Genomic DNA, 14,310 nt, shown 5'->3' on the forward strand with positions numbered 1-14,310 from the left:
GCGCAGTTTACACTAAACGTTAGCGTTGTGATATACGTTTTGAACGTCGTCGCAGTCGTTTAACATATCCATGAATTTTTCGTACATCGGCATATCTTCTTCACTGATATCTTTGGTGTCTTGAGGTACCCAAGTAATTTCTTCTACGTCTATTGTAAGCTCTGGGAAAGCATCACTTAACGCTGTCTTACACTTAAAGAATTCAGTATGTGGAACAAACACAGTAACCGTACCATCATCAACTTCAACATCCGACACATCTACATCGGCTTCCATTAAGGCTTCAAGAATAGTCTCATCATCGTCGCCTGCAAAACTGAAAATAGCAAAGTGGTCAAACATAAAAGCAGCAGAGCCTTGCGCACCAATTTTACAGTTGGTCTTAGTGAAGCAGTTGCGCACATCGGTTATGGTGCGATTTGCATTATCAGAAAGGCAATCTACGATAACCATGCAGCCGCCTGGCCCGAAGCCCTCGTAGCGCATGGGCACGAAATCTTCACCTGCGCCACCCGCTGCTTTATCAATTGCTTTGTCGATAACATGGCTAGGTACTTGGTCCTTTTTGGCTTTTTCAATCAGGCGACGCAATTGCAGGTTTGCTTCTGGATCAGTGCCGCCATTTTTTGCGACAACATAAATCTCTTTACCGTAGCGCGAATAAACCTTAGTTTTGGCCCCTGCCGTTTTCGCCATTGCTACTTTTCTTACTTCAAACTTTCTACCCATTTCTTCTACTCTTCATGATGGATTTGATAAATACTACCTTAATGCTGTGATTGTACTGTTTTTAGCTCACTTTGCCAGCTTGCAATTCCGACAAGCCGATATCACAGAGCCGCGTTTAACACTTCAAAGTCACATTATTGGCTTAAGCGATATGCTGCAGCCCGAGATATTCTCGTGATTGCATTTCCTGCAGGCGACTCAAACATCGTTGAAACTCAAAGTTCAAACGCCCTTCGCTGTATAATTCTTCCAGCGCAACCTCAGCTGACATAATCAATTTTACTTTACGCTCGTAGAACTCATCTACCATGGCGATAAATCGTCTTGCAATATCGTCGGTGCTTGCGCTCATCTGCTCAACATCAGCAATCAAGACAGTATGGTAACAACGGCTAATCTCAATGTAATCACGTTGGCTTCGCGGGCCATCACAAATATCGCGAAAGGAGAACATAACCACGCCATCGGCATCGCGTAACGCTGGAATTTCGCGTCCTTCAACGCTAATTCTGATATTTTCTCGACCTTCTTCAGGCGCTAATTTTGTAAAATAGGTTTTAAGATTACTTGTAGCATCATCGTCGAGTGGAAAGTGATAAATTTCAGCCTGTTCTAAGGTTCGCAGGCGATAATCAACACCGCTGTCTACATTTACAATCCGCGTATTTTGATTAATCAACTCAATGGCAGGCAAAAACCGAGAGCGTTGCAATCCATTTCGATAGAGCTCATCAGGAATGATATTGGAGGTTGCCACGAGTACGATGCCATGCCTGAATAATTCTTCCATCAGGGTGCCTAATATCATTGCATCAGTGATATCGGACACAAAAAACTCGTCAAAACAGATAACTCGTGCTTCTTCCGACAGTTTTTTCGCAATAATTTTTAGCGGATCTTGCTTACCCGCTAGCACTTTGAGCTCGCTGTGAACTCTGTGCATGAAGCGATGAAAATGCACGCGCATCTTGTTATTGAAAGGAAGGCAGTCGTAGAAAGTGTCGACTAAATAGGTTTTTCCACGCCCAACGCCTCCCCAAAAGTAAATACCTTGAATACTTGGCCTTACCATTCCTTTGCCAAACGCTTGCTTTAGTTTCAAGCGCCATGACGGTTTTATTTCAGGATGAGTAAGTTCGTCGTATAAGCGTTGAAGCTCTTTAACAGCATTTTCTTGTGCGGCATCGTATTGAAAATCTATCAAGGATAGATCGTCTTGGTATTTTTCCCATGGAGTCATGAAAGTTTCTCAAAAAACGTCAAAAAGGTGGGTTGAAAAAATAAATGAGCAACCAAATGTAGTAATAGTATACAGGCTGCGAGAGTGCTTGAAAATCAAGATTAAAGTCTTATTACAATTTTATCGAAAGTAGCGCTTGCATGGATGGTTTGAATGACAGATCATACTCGAGAAGTCTTTCTCATTTTGGAGTTATCATGGAAATCGGGACACTCGTAGTAGGAATCATCATAGGCCTTGTAGTTGGTATTGCAACTGGCGCTCTTGTAGCTTACGTATTAATGAAAAGCGCAGCAAACGCCTCTGACCAAAAAATGAGTCACACTGAGCAAGAATTAAAAGCCTTGCTTGCAATACAAGCGCGTCAGCATCTTGATGTATCGCGCAACGCTTTAGCTGATATTCAACTTAAATCAGAAGAATTAGCGAAGCAATTAACGGAATATGAAAATTCACTCACTCAAGCTACAACTAGTGGTGAAGAAAGCAAAGATACCTTCTTTGGTGAACATGCAAGCTTGTTTTTACGTAACAACTTAAAAAACGACAAACAGGACCTTGCATTAGCACAGCCCGACGCTCAACCTAGAGACTTTGCAAATAGTGGCTCTGGTGTATTCGTTGGCTCTGAAGCTGGCGCGAAAGAAGAGAATAAATCATAGGGCTAATGAACTAAACTCGCTTTTCATTAGTCTCTTGTAGGTATTTAACTTAGATATATACAATGGAGTATGGAGATTAATGAAAGCAATCTATCGTCAAATCGCGGTCTGTGTTACCGCCGGAGCTCTCGCTTTCGGAACAGTAACAACAGCATCAGCATCAATACCTTTTTTCTCGAGCAGTAAGGACGAAGTACCTTCACTCGCTCCAATGATCGAAAAAGCGTCTCCTGCGGTGGTAAGTATTTCCGTTGAAGGGGTACAAGTAACCCGCCAGCAAGTACCTGAAATGTTTCGTGAGTTTTTTGGTGCTCCAAACGAACAAGTTCGCGAACGTCCCTTCCGAGGAATGGGCTCGGGCGTGATAATTGACGCGGAAAAAGGCTATGTGGTAACGAATAACCATGTAGTCGATAACGCCAATGAAATCACGGTTAAATTAATTGATGGGCGTGAGTTGATTGCTAAAAAGTTAGGCGCAGATGAACAGAGCGACGTGGCTTTATTGCAAATAGAAGCCGACGACCTAATTGAAGTGCCATTAGCCGATTCAGATGAGCTGCGCGTCGGTGACTTTGTTGTCGCAATCGGTAATCCATTTGGTTTGGGCCAAACGGTTACATCGGGCATCGTCAGCGCTCTTGGTCGCTCGGGCTTAAACATCGGTGGGCTAGAAGATTTCATACAGACTGATGCGGCGATTAACCGTGGTAATTCTGGTGGGGCTTTGGTAAACCTACGCGGTGAGTTAGTGGGTATCAATACCGCTATTTTTGGTCCGAATGGCGGAAACGTTGGGATCGGTTTCGCAATACCCAGCACCATGATGGACAATCTTGTTAAACAAATAATTGAGTTCGGTGAGGTGCGAAGAGGCCTACTTGGCATATTGGGCAGTAATGTTGACGCTGGTTTAGCCGAAGCAATGCGTTCACCAAGCAATAAAGGCGCATTCGTTGACGAAGTAGTCGACGACTCAGCCGCAGATAAAGCAGGCTTGAGTGCAGGTGATATTATCACCGAAATAAATGGTAAGGCGCTTTCAAGTTTTGACGAACTGCGCGCTAAAGTAGGAAGCATGGGCGCTGGAGCTGAAGTTGAGCTTACAATAGTGCGAGAAGGTAAAGAACAAAAGATCAATGTCACGCTTGGTGACGCTGGTTTGCCGCCAGAACAAGCGAAAGAAATGCACCCTGCTTTTGAAGGCAGCGAATTAAGCAATGGTCAAGATGCTGCAGGTAATGCAGGCGTTGTTGTCTCAAGTGTTGAGCCACGCTCACCAGCGGCGAGAATAGGCTTGCGCGACGACGATGTGATTATCGGACTGAACCGTCAGCGCGTTAACAACGTTAGCGACCTTCGACGCCTAGTAGAGGAGAGTAAAGGTAACGTAATCGCCTTGAATGTTAAGCGAGGCAACTCTGCTATTTATGTAGTTATTCGACCGCAGTAAAACGCGCGCGTGAAAAGCCCCTCGTTGAGCGTCAGTTTATCGGGGGGCTTTTTGTATTTGTGCCTGTGAAAAAAGCGCAAAATTTGCTACCATTTCGATACTATATTGAATCTGATAACTTTTTATGTCTAAACTGCAACGATTTTTCATCGCCCTACTCAAACCTATCATTTTAGGGGTCACCGTTGCTGCCATTCTATTGGTATTTATTCCTGAATTCCGACAAGGTAGTGGTATCAATATCACTTGGTTCCAAAAAGAGAGTAAAGCACCTGAGCGAGAGAGCTACTTTGGCGCATTAACTAGAAGCGCCCCTTCTGTAGTCAATATTTACAGTATTAGTATGGATAACCGAAATGCACTGCGAGGTGGTGTTTCTGAAAGAACTAACCTGGGCTCAGGTGTTGTCATGACCGAGGATGGACACTTACTGACTTGTTATCATGTAATCAAAGATGCCGATCTCATCTACGTCACTCTGCAAGATAGCAGAAGACTAGAGGCTCGTATCGTTGGCTTTGATAGGATCACCGACCTAGCTGTGCTTAAAGTGGATGCAGAAAACCTACCGGTTATGCCGCAAGTAGAGCGCACAGACTTGCGCGTGGGTGATGTTGTTATTGCAATTGGTAACCCACTTAATTTAGGCCAAACCTTCACTCAAGGCATTGTTAGCCGTATGGGCAGAAATGGTTTAGCAAATTACTTTGACTACATACAGACTGATGCCGTACTCAACCAAGGAAACTCAGGTGGCGCCTTAGTTGATAGTAATGGCTTTTTAATGGGTATAACCAACGCTGAATTTAAACGCATCGATCAAAACCGACGCGTTATCACTTCTGTAGACGGCGTTAATTTTGCAGTGCCTTACGAGTTAGCCAAGCGCGTCATGGACGAGATCATAATGTCAGGTACCGTTATTCGCGGCGAATTAGGCTTCGAAGTGAGCTTGGCCGATGATGGTTCGAGCATGGTAATAACTGAAGTATTTCGCAATGGTGGTGCAGCCCGAGCGGGCTTGAGAGAGAACGATATTTTATTATCAATTAACGGCATTTCATTAAGCGACGCCGAAAAAGCACTTGCTTTCGTTGCCGACAGCACCCCGGGGACGGAGCTCACACTGGAGGTAATGCGAAATAACCAGCTTATCGTCATGAGCGTCGTCGTTGGTGCTGTGGCTAGTTAGTAGAGACTTATTCCGATACTCTTTTAATGTTAGCACCCAAGCCACCTAGCTTGTGCTCTATTGCTTCATAACCTCTATCAAGATGATAGATACGGTTGACGGTGGTTTCGCCTTCGGCTACCAAACCTGCAATAACCAAACTTGCCGATGCGCGTAAATCTGTTGCCATCACTTGAGCGCCGTTTAATTTAGAGTTGCCTTTAGAAAGAGCACTATTGCCTTCAAGTTCTATTTCAGCACCCATTCTTTGCAATTCAGGCACATGCATAAATCGGTTCTCAAAAATGGTCTCAGTAATAACACCAGAGCCCTCTGCAACCGCATTTAAGGTCATGAACTGCGCTTGCATATCAGTCGGAAAACCAGGATGTGGCACAGTTTTTAAGTTAACAGCTTTAGGCCGAGCCCCCTGCATATCTAACTCGATCCAATCTTCGCCTACCTTTATTGAAGCACCCGCTTGCTCGAGCTTACTAAGCACGGCATCGAGTGTAGATGGATCGGCTTTTTCACAGCGCACACTACCACCGGATACTGCCGCAGCAACCAAAAAAGTACCCGTTTCGATACGGTCTGGTAACACCGAATAGTGACAACCTTTTAAGCTTTCGACACCCGTTATTTTAATGCTATCGTTACCAGCACCTTCAACTTTGGCCCCCATGCGGTTCAAACAATTTGCTAAATCAACAATTTCAGGCTCTCGTGCAGCGTTCTCGAGTATGGTTTCGCCATCAGCCAACGCTGCCGCCATCATCAAATTCTCAGTAGCTCCAACACTCACCATGTCCATGAATATCCTAGCGCCTTTTAATCTACCGTCCACTTCAGCTCTGATGTAGCCTTCATCAACTTCAATTTTAGCGCCCATTTTCTCAAGCCCCGACAAATGCAAATTGACCGGACGAGCACCGATAGCACAACCACCGGGCAGAGACACGTTAGCCTTTCCATGTTTGGCAAGTAGCGGGCCTAACACGAGAATTGAAGCGCGCATAGTTCTTACTAAGTCGTAGGAGGCTGTGACGCTATTGAGTTTGCTCGCATCAATTTCAACATGGTTTTTCGACACTTGATTGATCTTGGCACCAAAGTCCTTCAACAATAATAAAGTGGTATTGATATCACGAAGTGCTGGCACGTTTTCAAATGACGCTGTGGAATCGGCTAACAAGCTTGCGATCAATAGTGGAAGCGCAGCATTTTTTGCCCCCGAAATAGTAACGTTGCCAGCCAACGGTGGGCTTTTTTTAATGACTAGTTTATCCAAGGGGACTCTCTTATTATTAATTGTTGCGCAAATGCTTGTTTGCTTTGGGTAGTGTTATTGACTCTTTACGAGTGAAAAAGTTTCTCGCGCTGCCACTGCTCTTCAGTAAAAGTTTTTATGGTGATTGCATGCATAGTGCCATCGGCAATCTTATCTGAAAGTGGCCCGTATATAAGCTGTTGTTTTTTCACGCGACTCATGTTTTCAAAACGCGAATCTACGGCAATTATTTGAAAATGTGACCCTTCGCTTTTCACTTTCACATCGTGTAGCGAAAGCTCTGATTTTAATAACTCAGCAATTTCTTCGTTTGTCATGTTTTACTCTGTAAACTCAATATCTGTTTTGTAGATGATGGCGCTAGGCCAAGCATCACGATAAGTGAGACTTGGCTCACCATTAGCGAACTGACTTGAATATTAGGCCAGAAGAGCCTCGGTATTACTCAAGCGTGCCAAATTAATCAGCTTTTCAGGCGAATGGCAAATAGTAGCATTAATAGTATGTGCATTTAAATCACGTTTCAAATTAAGTAGCCACGCCAAACCGGCGCTGTCGGCTCGTTGAACTTTGCTTAGATCAACCACTAGTTGCTTTTTCTGAATCAGGGCATCTTTGTCTTGTTTATTTAAGGCTAACCAATAGTCTTTTTTCAGCGAAAGCTGGCTTAGTTCACCAGCAATGCTCAACACGTAGTCGCCATCCTTTTCCTGTAGCGTAGTGACTAACTCTAGAGACTTAGTCATTAGCTTCTAACACAATAGGTTGATCGATGCTTTCACGCATCAGCTCGATAACTTTATCAACACCTTCGGTACGCAAAATAGACTCGAACTCACTGCGCTTACTAGAAAGTAAGCTAATACCTTCAGCTACCATATCGTAGGCTTGCCATTTGTCCGATTTTCTATCTTTACGAACCTTAAAAGCGACTTTTATATCAGGACGTACATCATCTTTAATAACGGCTCGAACGGTCACGTCAGCACGACCAGAAAAATCCACTGCAGGGGCAAATTCAACGACTTGATCGTCATAGTAGCCCAAAGCAACTGCATAGCTTGTGATTAAGTACTCACGAAATACCGAAATAAACTCTAATAGCTTTTCACGGGGTATTTGATTAGCTTGCTTGCCTAACACTTTAAATGCAGAAAACTTATAGTCGATATAGGGCAAGAGCTCTTCTTCCATTACTTTTCGCAATAGCTCAGGGTCTTGTTTTATAGCGTCTTTCTCGGTTTTCATTCGCTCAAAAGTGAGGCCTGCAACTTCTTTGATCATTACATACGGATCATTTTGTTCAGCAGCAATAACGCTTTGAGTGCTAAGAAAAAATGTCATCGCGGCAATAACGGATACTAACCACTTGCTTGCTTGTTTAAAAATGTTGTTCACGCTTTACTCCTAGTAGTTGCGATGATTATTAATCTGAATCTTTGCCGAATAAGAATTGACCTATCAGGTCTTCAAGCACTAATGCTGATTTCGTATCGACGATAAATTTGGTTTCGCCATCCTTGTCACCAAGATAAATAGGCTCCTCTCCTGGAAAGATAAAGCCCGGCGTTAAACCGATATATTGCTCACCTAAGAGGCCAGCGGTGAGTATCGACACAGAACTCGTTTCAGGAAATGTTTCTGCATATTCGTCAGATATCTCCATTACGACCACAGGAATCAGTTCTTGTTCATCTAAATAAATATCAGATACACGTCCAATCACTACTCCGCCGACTTTCACTGATGAACGAGGCTTAAGTCCACCAATATTATCGAACTTAGCATGGACAGTATAAGTTTCACCGCTTCCACTCATGCCTTTATTGGCAACTTGTAACGCTAGCAACAAGGTAGCTGCAATGGCCAAGGCGACAAAGATACCAACCATCAATTCTGTTTTCTTGCTTGTCATTTTTTATCCTAATTAATACCGAACATCAGTGCTGTTAGCACGAAATCTAAACCTAATATAGTGAGTGACGAAAATACGACCGTTTCAGTTGTCGCCTTACTAATACCTTCTGATGTAGGAATAGCCGCATAGCCTTTGTACAAAGCTATCCATACAACAACGAGCGCAAACACTAAGCTCTTAATAATGCCATTAACAACATCTTTATCCCAATCAACAGTGGCCTGCATAATTGACCAGTAACTTCCGGCATCAACACCAAGCCAATCTACACCGACTAAGTGCCCACCCAAAATGCCAATCGCACTGAAAATAATGGCAAGCAGTGGCATTGAAATCACACCGGCCCAAAAACGCGGTGCTATTACTCGGCGAAGTGGGTCAACAGCCATCATCTCAAGGCTGCTGAGTTGTTCGGTGGCTTTCATCAAACCAATTTCCGCGGTGAGTGCTGAGCCCGCTCGACCAGCAAATAACAGCGCTGTAACTACAGGGCCCAATTCGCGCAATAAAGATAAAGCAACCATTGGTCCAAGCGAGCCTTCAGCCCCGTAATTGACTAAAATAGTATAGCCCTGAAGTGCCATCACCATGCCGATGAATAGCCCTGAGACTATTATAATTAGTAAACTCTGCACGCCCACTATGTAGATCTGATGGATGATTAGCGGAATATTTTTAAAGCGAGGAAAAGCAACAAGGGCGCCCCATAACATCAATGACGCATTACCGATAGCCGATAATTTTGCTAAGGTTCCAGCACCTAAATTTATTAACCAATTCAAGATGATGCCCCTATAAATGCTTCTTTTACAGAGTTAGCAGGGAAGTGAAAAGGTACTGGGCCATCGGCATTCCCACGAAGAAACTGCTGCACTAGTTCCGACTTAGATTCTCTTATCTCATCTGGTGTGCCAGCACCAATAATACGTTTATCAGCAAGAATGTAGGCGTAGTCAGCAATGGTAAGCACTTCTGTTACGTCGTGTGTTACGACAATACTAGTGAGACCCAATGCAGTATTTAATTCACGAATTAATTTCACTAAAACGCCCATTGAAATAGGGTCTTGGCCAGCAAAAGGCTCGTCGTACATTATCAATTCGGGGTCAAGAGCAATAGCTCGAGCAAGTGCTGCTCGCCTTGCCATACCTCCCGATAATTCACTGGGCATAAGGTGCGCAGCCCCTCGTAACCCAACGGCTTCAAGCTTTAGCATCACCACAGTTTCGATAAGCGACTCTGACAATTCGGTGTGCTCACGGAGCGGAAATGCGACGTTGTCGAAAACGGATATATTGGTAAACAAAGCGCCGCTTTGAAATAGCATACTCATTTTGCGTCGTACATCGTACAAACGCTTTCTACTCATGGCGTGGATATTCTCGTCTTGAAACAGGACTTCGCCGCGCTCTGGTGTAAGTTGCCCACCAATAAGCTTCAACAGAGTTGTCTTGCCTATTCCACTTGGGCCCATCACAGCTGTAATGCCGCCTTTTTTGACCTGCATCGATATGCTGTCATAAATGACACGTTCACCGCGTTCAAAATGCATGTCTTTGATATCAACTAAAATATTGGACATTAGTTCTGTTATATTTCCTGATAGGCTCTATTTTAGGTTTGCGACTATAGCGCAAGCTTAAGTTATTATTTGCGTTGGCTGCTAAGCCATTCGCAATTGCTATGTTAGACGAAAATACGTCTCAAACGGTTCATATTTATATATTACGAATAATTAATGACTGCTAGCTGAACAAGACCGTTATTTTTCAACTTTTATTCACACAAGCATTTTTTATCGCGCAATTCGATCAAAATATGCTCACAATGGTGGATTATAGCGTATTAAGAAGTGCAATGTAGTCATTGTTTGTTGATTTTCAAGGCTAATATCTTGCAAATGCGAAAAGAATGTTGAGTTACATCTTCAATTCAATTGAAAGTTTGTTCCATGCGCTATATTTTAGCGCCTAAAATGTTGATAGATTACCAACTTTCACTTTTTTTGGTGTTAAAAAGATATACTTTTTGCGACAATGAAGGGCAGTAGGTTCATTTTGAGCCTATACTTATTTTGAGCATCTTTGAGCGCATCGCTCATTTGCCAGTAGAGAATAAATTAGTGTTAACACAGATCATTATCTTTTTAATTGGGCTAGCCGTTTTAAGCTGGAGCGCTGACAAATTCGTTTATGGTGCTTCTGCCTTGGCCAAAAATCTTGGCGTATCGCCGATGATGATTGGTTTAACGATAGTTGCTATGGGTTCTAGCGCTCCCGAAATTGTAGTGTCGGCTACTGCGTCACTTGCGGGAAATCCTGATACCGCGGTCGGAAACTCTTTGGGCTCAAATATTACTAATATTGCATTAGTGTTAGGGCTTACTGCACTGCTGAAGCCTTTGCTAGTGTCTTCTACTACGCTTAAACGCGAACTCCCTATTCTATTGGTCATTACCCTTATTGCGGTGATTTTCCTGTCCGATAACCAACTCACTCAAATTGAAGGGGTTACCCTCATCACCCTATTTGTACTGGTTTTGGCAGGTATGGCTTGGTTATCATTTAAAGTTGAGAAGAACGACCCATTAATCGCCGAAACCGAAGATGAAATACCAAGTAATGTGCCTACTATCAACGCGGTGATGTGGGTGATAATCGGCCTTGTTATGCTTCCGCTGAGTGCTCACTTTCTTGTTGAGAGCGCTGTAGTTATCGCTGAGTACTTTGGAGTAAGTGACTTAGTTATTGGTCTAACTATCATTGCACTGGGTACCAGTCTGCCAGAGCTTGCAGCGAGTATCGCAGGGGTTCGCAGAGGTGAGGATGACCTTGCATTAGGTAACATTATTGGTTCAAATATATTCAATATCCTAGCGGTACTAGCAATGCCAGGCTTGATCGCACCGGGTGCAATCGACATTAATGCTTCAACACGTGACTCTTACGTTATGCTTGGCCTCACCGTGATACTTTTTGTATTTTGCTTCAACCTTCGTGGCACCCGACAAATAAACCGCTATGAAGGTGGTTTGTTAGTGGTGGCTTTTTGTGCCTACCAATTTTGGCTATTTCAGTAAGCTAAAGAGTTAGTCACTTGGAAAGAATATTCAATATGACAGTGAACTCACGGTGTGAAGCTAAAAATACTCACAGCTATGTTCAGAATACATTCATTGAATGCTTACTATACTGCTAAAGATTGGTTTGATTATCCATAATACGGGAACCCGATGAGCTTTTTAAAAACCGCACATACCGTTTTTGAGAACGAAATAAACGCACTTTCAAGTCTACAGTCTCAGTTGGACGATAGCTTTGATAATGCTTGTGAACTTATCATGAATTGCACAGGAAAAGTTGTTGTGTGTGGCATGGGAAAATCGGGGCACATCGGTAATAAAATTGCAGCAACACTTGCCAGTACTGGCTCACCGGCATTTTTCATGCACCCAGGCGAAGCTAACCATGGCGACCTAGGCATGCTTAGTAAGGGAGATGTGCTGATTGGCATATCTAACTCTGGTGAAACCTTTGAATTAAATAATTTATTGCCTGTCGTAAAGCGCGTTGAAGTGCCGATTATCTCTATTACGAATAATCCAACAAGCACTCTCGCGAAATTTTCAGATGTTGTGCTCAACATTCATGTTGACCAAGAGGCTTGCTCGCTTGGATTGGCTCCAACCACCAGCACCACCTCCACCTTGGTGTTAGGCGATGCGCTGGCAGTTGCACTTCTTGAGGCCAAAGGCTTCACTGCAACAGATTTTGCTTTATCGCATCCAGGAGGCTCACTTGGTCGCAGGTTGTTGCTAACTGTTGATGACGTGATGGCTACCGGAGACGAGCTACCATTGGTAAATGAAGATGCCAAGGTCACCGATGCCCTATTTGAAATTTCAGATAAAGGCTTAGGCATGACTGGTGTAACGAATCAACAAGGTAACTTACTTGGTGTATTTACCGACGGTGATCTGCGTCGGGCGCTAGACAAACATATCGATATTCATCAATCACTCGTGTCTGAGCTTATGACTCATGGAAGCATTACCTTTGAAAAAGGTCGCCTTGCGGTAGATGCACTTAACACGATGCAGGACAAAAAAATTAACGCACTTTTTGTCATTAACACAGAAAATAAGCCAGTCGGAGCAGTAAAGATGCATACGCTACTCAAAGCAGGAGTTGTTTAACATGCCGACAGTGAGCACACTTTATGGCGATATTGACGCAGAATTATTCGCAAAATTCGCTAACATCAAACTTTTTGTCTGTGATGTTGATGGTGTGTTTTCCGACGGCACCATATTACTCGGAAATAACGGCGAGGAGCTCAAAGCCTTCAACACAAAAGACGGTTATGGAATAAAAGCTCTCTCAAGAATAGGCGTTGATGTTGCCGTTATCACCGGCCGAGAGTCAAAAATTGTTCACAATAGAATGACCTCGCTTAATGTGAAATACATCATGCAAGGCCGAGAAGATAAACTAGACGCGTTGAATGAGTTAATTAGTCAGCATGACTATTCAGTCGACCAAATTGCCAGTATTGGTGACGATATGCCCGACCTTGGTATGTTTGCCTCAAGCGCAATCGGGATAGCGGTTGCGGATGCCCATCCGATGGTAAAAAACACAGCCTCCTTTTGCACTCAGCTCAAGGGTGGCCGAGGCGCTGTGCGTGAAGTCTGTGACTTAATCCTTGAAGCCAAGGGCGAACTGGAAACCATACACGGTGCTAGTGTATGAACCGCTTAGCATGGAGTATTACGCTTATTTTTGGTGCTGCTATCGCGCTCTATCTTCCGGTTTGGTTGGAAGAGGAAGAGCAAGTCATTTTTAGCGACACCGATGAAGCACTTATTCCAAACTACGAAGCTAAAAATTTAAGAACCAAGATATTCGATAAAAACGGCCGCCTAACTCATCGAGTTAATGCAGCAAAAATGGAACATTTCGACCAACTAGACTACGTTAACTTTATCGATCCGCAGTACACTATTTACCTCGAGGAATCGGGTAAGCGCTGGCAACTCAATGCCAGTGAGGGTACTTTTATCGAAGGTGATCGAATACAACTGAGTGACGACGTCACTATTACCAGTCTGCAAGTCGACGATTATGTACAAACCATTTCCACCGAATTTATCGAAATACAATTACAAACGAAAAGTCTCTCATCAGACCAACCTGTTGTTATTTCTGGTGCAAACTTTATTATCAATAGTATTGGCTTCGAAGGTAATATAGCCACACAACAATATGAGTTATCAAAACATGTACAAACTGAATATTTACCTGCTCGTTAGCGCTTTCTTTCTTATTTTTTCTGGTCAATCACTAAGTCAAGAGTTGGTGAAAAAAAGTGACTTTGAGCAACCGCTGCGACTAGCCTCAGATAAAAACTTTGCGGATGGTAAAGAGAAAACAGGCTTGTATGAGGGCAATGTAAAAATCACTCAAGGGTCTTTGTCAATTGAAGCGAATAAAGTACAGATAGTTGCTGGCGAAGGCCAAGGCCGCGAAGTATTTATAGCTACTGGTAACCCAGCTTCGTATACCCAGCAACTTGCCGACGGTAGTATGGTTACAGCGCGAGCAAATGAAATCAAATACGTGAAGATAGACCGAACAATTTCTTTAAAAGGTAATGCTGAGTTGTTACAGAATGCCTTTTCGATTGAGGGTGATTCTATCATTTTCGACATGGAAAAAGAGCAAGTACTGGCAAACACTAATGAAAACAGCGACTCTCAAGTAGTAACTATCTTTAATCCTGAAAGCATCAAAAAAACCAAAGAAAGCATCGAAAACAATAAGCAACAAGATAATGAGGGTCAGTGA

At 43.4% G+C, this 14,310-nt stretch carries 17 protein-coding genes; 8 read left to right on the forward strand and 9 right to left on the reverse strand.

What is annotated here, in order from left to right; all coding sequences use genetic code 11:
* Positions 1–12: 12 nt before the first annotated feature.
* Positions 13–729: a YebC/PmpR family DNA-binding transcriptional regulator gene (locus ISG33_RS15970; RefSeq protein ID WP_195734626.1), complete on the reverse strand. Its 717-nt coding sequence runs from the start codon at positions 727–729 to the stop codon at positions 13–15.
* Between the two features lie 142 nt (positions 730–871).
* Positions 872–1,969, reverse strand: coding sequence for a cell division protein ZapE (gene zapE / locus ISG33_RS15975; protein ID WP_195734627.1), 1,098 nt, complete (start codon positions 1,967–1,969; stop codon positions 872–874).
* A gap of 197 nt (positions 1,970–2,166) precedes the next feature.
* On the opposite strand from zapE, the gene ISG33_RS15980 reads away from it, so the two are divergent.
* From ISG33_RS15980 to ISG33_RS15990, 3 genes are all read left to right on the forward strand, one after another.
* Positions 2,167–2,631: a ZapG family protein gene (locus tag ISG33_RS15980; RefSeq protein ID WP_195734628.1), complete on the forward strand. Its 465-nt coding sequence runs from the start codon at positions 2,167–2,169 to the stop codon at positions 2,629–2,631.
* 79 nt (positions 2,632–2,710) lie between these two features.
* Positions 2,711–4,084, forward strand: a complete 1,374-nt coding sequence (locus ISG33_RS15985; RefSeq protein WP_195734629.1) for a DegQ family serine endoprotease — start codon at positions 2,711–2,713, stop codon at positions 4,082–4,084.
* 124 nt (positions 4,085–4,208) lie between these two features.
* Positions 4,209–5,276 carry a trypsin-like peptidase domain-containing protein gene (locus ISG33_RS15990; protein ID WP_195734630.1) on the forward strand — a complete coding sequence of 356 codons (1,068 nt, stop codon included), beginning with the start codon at positions 4,209–4,211 and terminating at the stop codon, positions 5,274–5,276.
* 7 nt (positions 5,277–5,283) lie between these two features.
* Here ISG33_RS15990 and murA read toward each other — a convergent pair whose 3' ends face one another.
* The 7 genes from murA to mlaF form a co-directional block, all read right to left on the reverse strand.
* On the reverse strand, positions 5,284–6,546 hold the full coding sequence (murA, locus tag ISG33_RS15995; protein ID WP_195734631.1) for a UDP-N-acetylglucosamine 1-carboxyvinyltransferase: 1,263 nt from the start codon (positions 6,544–6,546) through the stop codon (positions 5,284–5,286).
* A 65-nt stretch (positions 6,547–6,611) separates the two neighbouring features.
* The gene (locus ISG33_RS16000) at positions 6,612–6,863 is read right to left on the reverse strand and encodes a BolA family protein (RefSeq protein ID WP_195734632.1); all 252 of its coding nucleotides are present in this window, start codon (positions 6,861–6,863) and stop codon (positions 6,612–6,614) included.
* Positions 6,864–6,965: 102 nt separating this feature from the next.
* A complete protein-coding gene (locus ISG33_RS16005; protein WP_195734633.1) occupies positions 6,966–7,292 on the reverse strand; it encodes an STAS domain-containing protein in 327 nt (108 codons plus the stop codon).
* Positions 7,285–7,890 (reverse strand): MlaC/ttg2D family ABC transporter substrate-binding protein, encoded by a 606-nt coding sequence (locus tag ISG33_RS16010; protein WP_195734713.1) that lies wholly within the window; start codon positions 7,888–7,890, stop codon positions 7,285–7,287. The genes ISG33_RS16005 and ISG33_RS16010 overlap by 8 nt, the downstream gene beginning before the upstream one ends.
* Positions 7,891–7,972: 82 nt before the next feature.
* Positions 7,973–8,461 carry an outer membrane lipid asymmetry maintenance protein MlaD gene (mlaD, locus tag ISG33_RS16015; protein ID WP_195734634.1) on the reverse strand — a complete coding sequence of 163 codons (489 nt, stop codon included), beginning with the start codon at positions 8,459–8,461 and terminating at the stop codon, positions 7,973–7,975.
* Between the two features lie 8 nt (positions 8,462–8,469).
* Positions 8,470–9,246, reverse strand: a complete 777-nt coding sequence (mlaE, locus tag ISG33_RS16020; protein ID WP_195734635.1) for a lipid asymmetry maintenance ABC transporter permease subunit MlaE — start codon at positions 9,244–9,246, stop codon at positions 8,470–8,472.
* A complete protein-coding gene (gene mlaF / locus ISG33_RS16025) occupies positions 9,243–10,046 on the reverse strand; it encodes a phospholipid ABC transporter ATP-binding protein MlaF (RefSeq protein WP_195734636.1) in 804 nt (267 codons plus the stop codon). Before mlaF ends, mlaE begins: the two co-directional genes overlap by 4 nt.
* Positions 10,047–10,586: 540 nt before the next feature.
* On the opposite strand from mlaF, the gene ISG33_RS16030 reads away from it, so the two are divergent.
* From ISG33_RS16030 to lptA, 5 genes are all read left to right on the forward strand, one after another.
* Complete coding sequence (locus tag ISG33_RS16030) at positions 10,587–11,543, forward strand: calcium/sodium antiporter (protein WP_195734637.1); 957 nt, start codon at positions 10,587–10,589, stop codon at positions 11,541–11,543.
* A 153-nt stretch (positions 11,544–11,696) separates the two neighbouring features.
* Entirely contained in the window at positions 11,697–12,659 is a 963-nt protein-coding gene (locus ISG33_RS16035) for a KpsF/GutQ family sugar-phosphate isomerase (protein WP_195734638.1), read from the forward strand.
* A gap of 1 nt (position 12,660) precedes the next feature.
* Positions 12,661–13,215: a 3-deoxy-manno-octulosonate-8-phosphatase KdsC gene (gene kdsC, locus ISG33_RS16040; protein ID WP_195734639.1), complete on the forward strand. Its 555-nt coding sequence runs from the start codon at positions 12,661–12,663 to the stop codon at positions 13,213–13,215.
* Positions 13,212–13,775, forward strand: coding sequence for an LPS export ABC transporter periplasmic protein LptC (gene lptC / locus ISG33_RS16045; protein WP_195734640.1), 564 nt, complete (start codon positions 13,212–13,214; stop codon positions 13,773–13,775). Before kdsC ends, lptC begins: the two co-directional genes overlap by 4 nt.
* Positions 13,744–14,310 (forward strand): lipopolysaccharide transport periplasmic protein LptA, encoded by a 567-nt coding sequence (gene lptA / locus ISG33_RS16050; protein WP_195734641.1) that lies wholly within the window; start codon positions 13,744–13,746, stop codon positions 14,308–14,310. The genes lptC and lptA overlap by 32 nt, the downstream gene beginning before the upstream one ends.

This window comes from Marinibium conchae (assembly GCF_015595035.1).
Classification (GTDB): Bacteria; Pseudomonadota; Gammaproteobacteria; order Enterobacterales; family Alteromonadaceae; genus Glaciecola.

Coding starts and splice junctions, on each gene's coding strand:
- ISG33_RS16010 (WP_195734713.1), bottom strand. CDS start 7,890: ATGACATTTTTTCTTAGCACTCAAAGCGTTATTGCTGCTGAACAAAAT.
- ISG33_RS16000 (WP_195734632.1), bottom strand. CDS start 6,863: ATGACAAACGAAGAAATTGCTGAGTTATTAAAATCAGAGCTTTCGCTA.
- mlaD (WP_195734634.1), bottom strand. CDS start 8,461: ATGACAAGCAAGAAAACAGAATTGATGGTTGGTATCTTTGTCGCCTTG.
- kdsC (WP_195734639.1), top strand. CDS start 12,661: ATGCCGACAGTGAGCACACTTTATGGCGATATTGACGCAGAATTATTC.
- ISG33_RS16035 (WP_195734638.1), top strand. CDS start 11,697: ATGAGCTTTTTAAAAACCGCACATACCGTTTTTGAGAACGAAATAAAC.
- ISG33_RS15990 (WP_195734630.1), top strand. CDS start 4,209: ATGTCTAAACTGCAACGATTTTTCATCGCCCTACTCAAACCTATCATT.
- zapE (WP_195734627.1), bottom strand. CDS start 1,969: ATGACTCCATGGGAAAAATACCAAGACGATCTATCCTTGATAGATTTT.
- mlaF (WP_195734636.1), bottom strand. CDS start 10,046: ATGTCCAATATTTTAGTTGATATCAAAGACATGCATTTTGAACGCGGT.
- ISG33_RS15985 (WP_195734629.1), top strand. CDS start 2,711: ATGAAAGCAATCTATCGTCAAATCGCGGTCTGTGTTACCGCCGGAGCT.
- ISG33_RS16005 (WP_195734633.1), bottom strand. CDS start 7,292: ATGACTAAGTCTCTAGAGTTAGTCACTACGCTACAGGAAAAGGATGGC.
- lptC (WP_195734640.1), top strand. CDS start 13,212: ATGAACCGCTTAGCATGGAGTATTACGCTTATTTTTGGTGCTGCTATC.
- lptA (WP_195734641.1), top strand. CDS start 13,744: ATGTACAAACTGAATATTTACCTGCTCGTTAGCGCTTTCTTTCTTATT.
- ISG33_RS15970 (WP_195734626.1), bottom strand. CDS start 729: ATGGGTAGAAAGTTTGAAGTAAGAAAAGTAGCAATGGCGAAAACGGCA.
- ISG33_RS15980 (WP_195734628.1), top strand. CDS start 2,167: ATGGAAATCGGGACACTCGTAGTAGGAATCATCATAGGCCTTGTAGTT.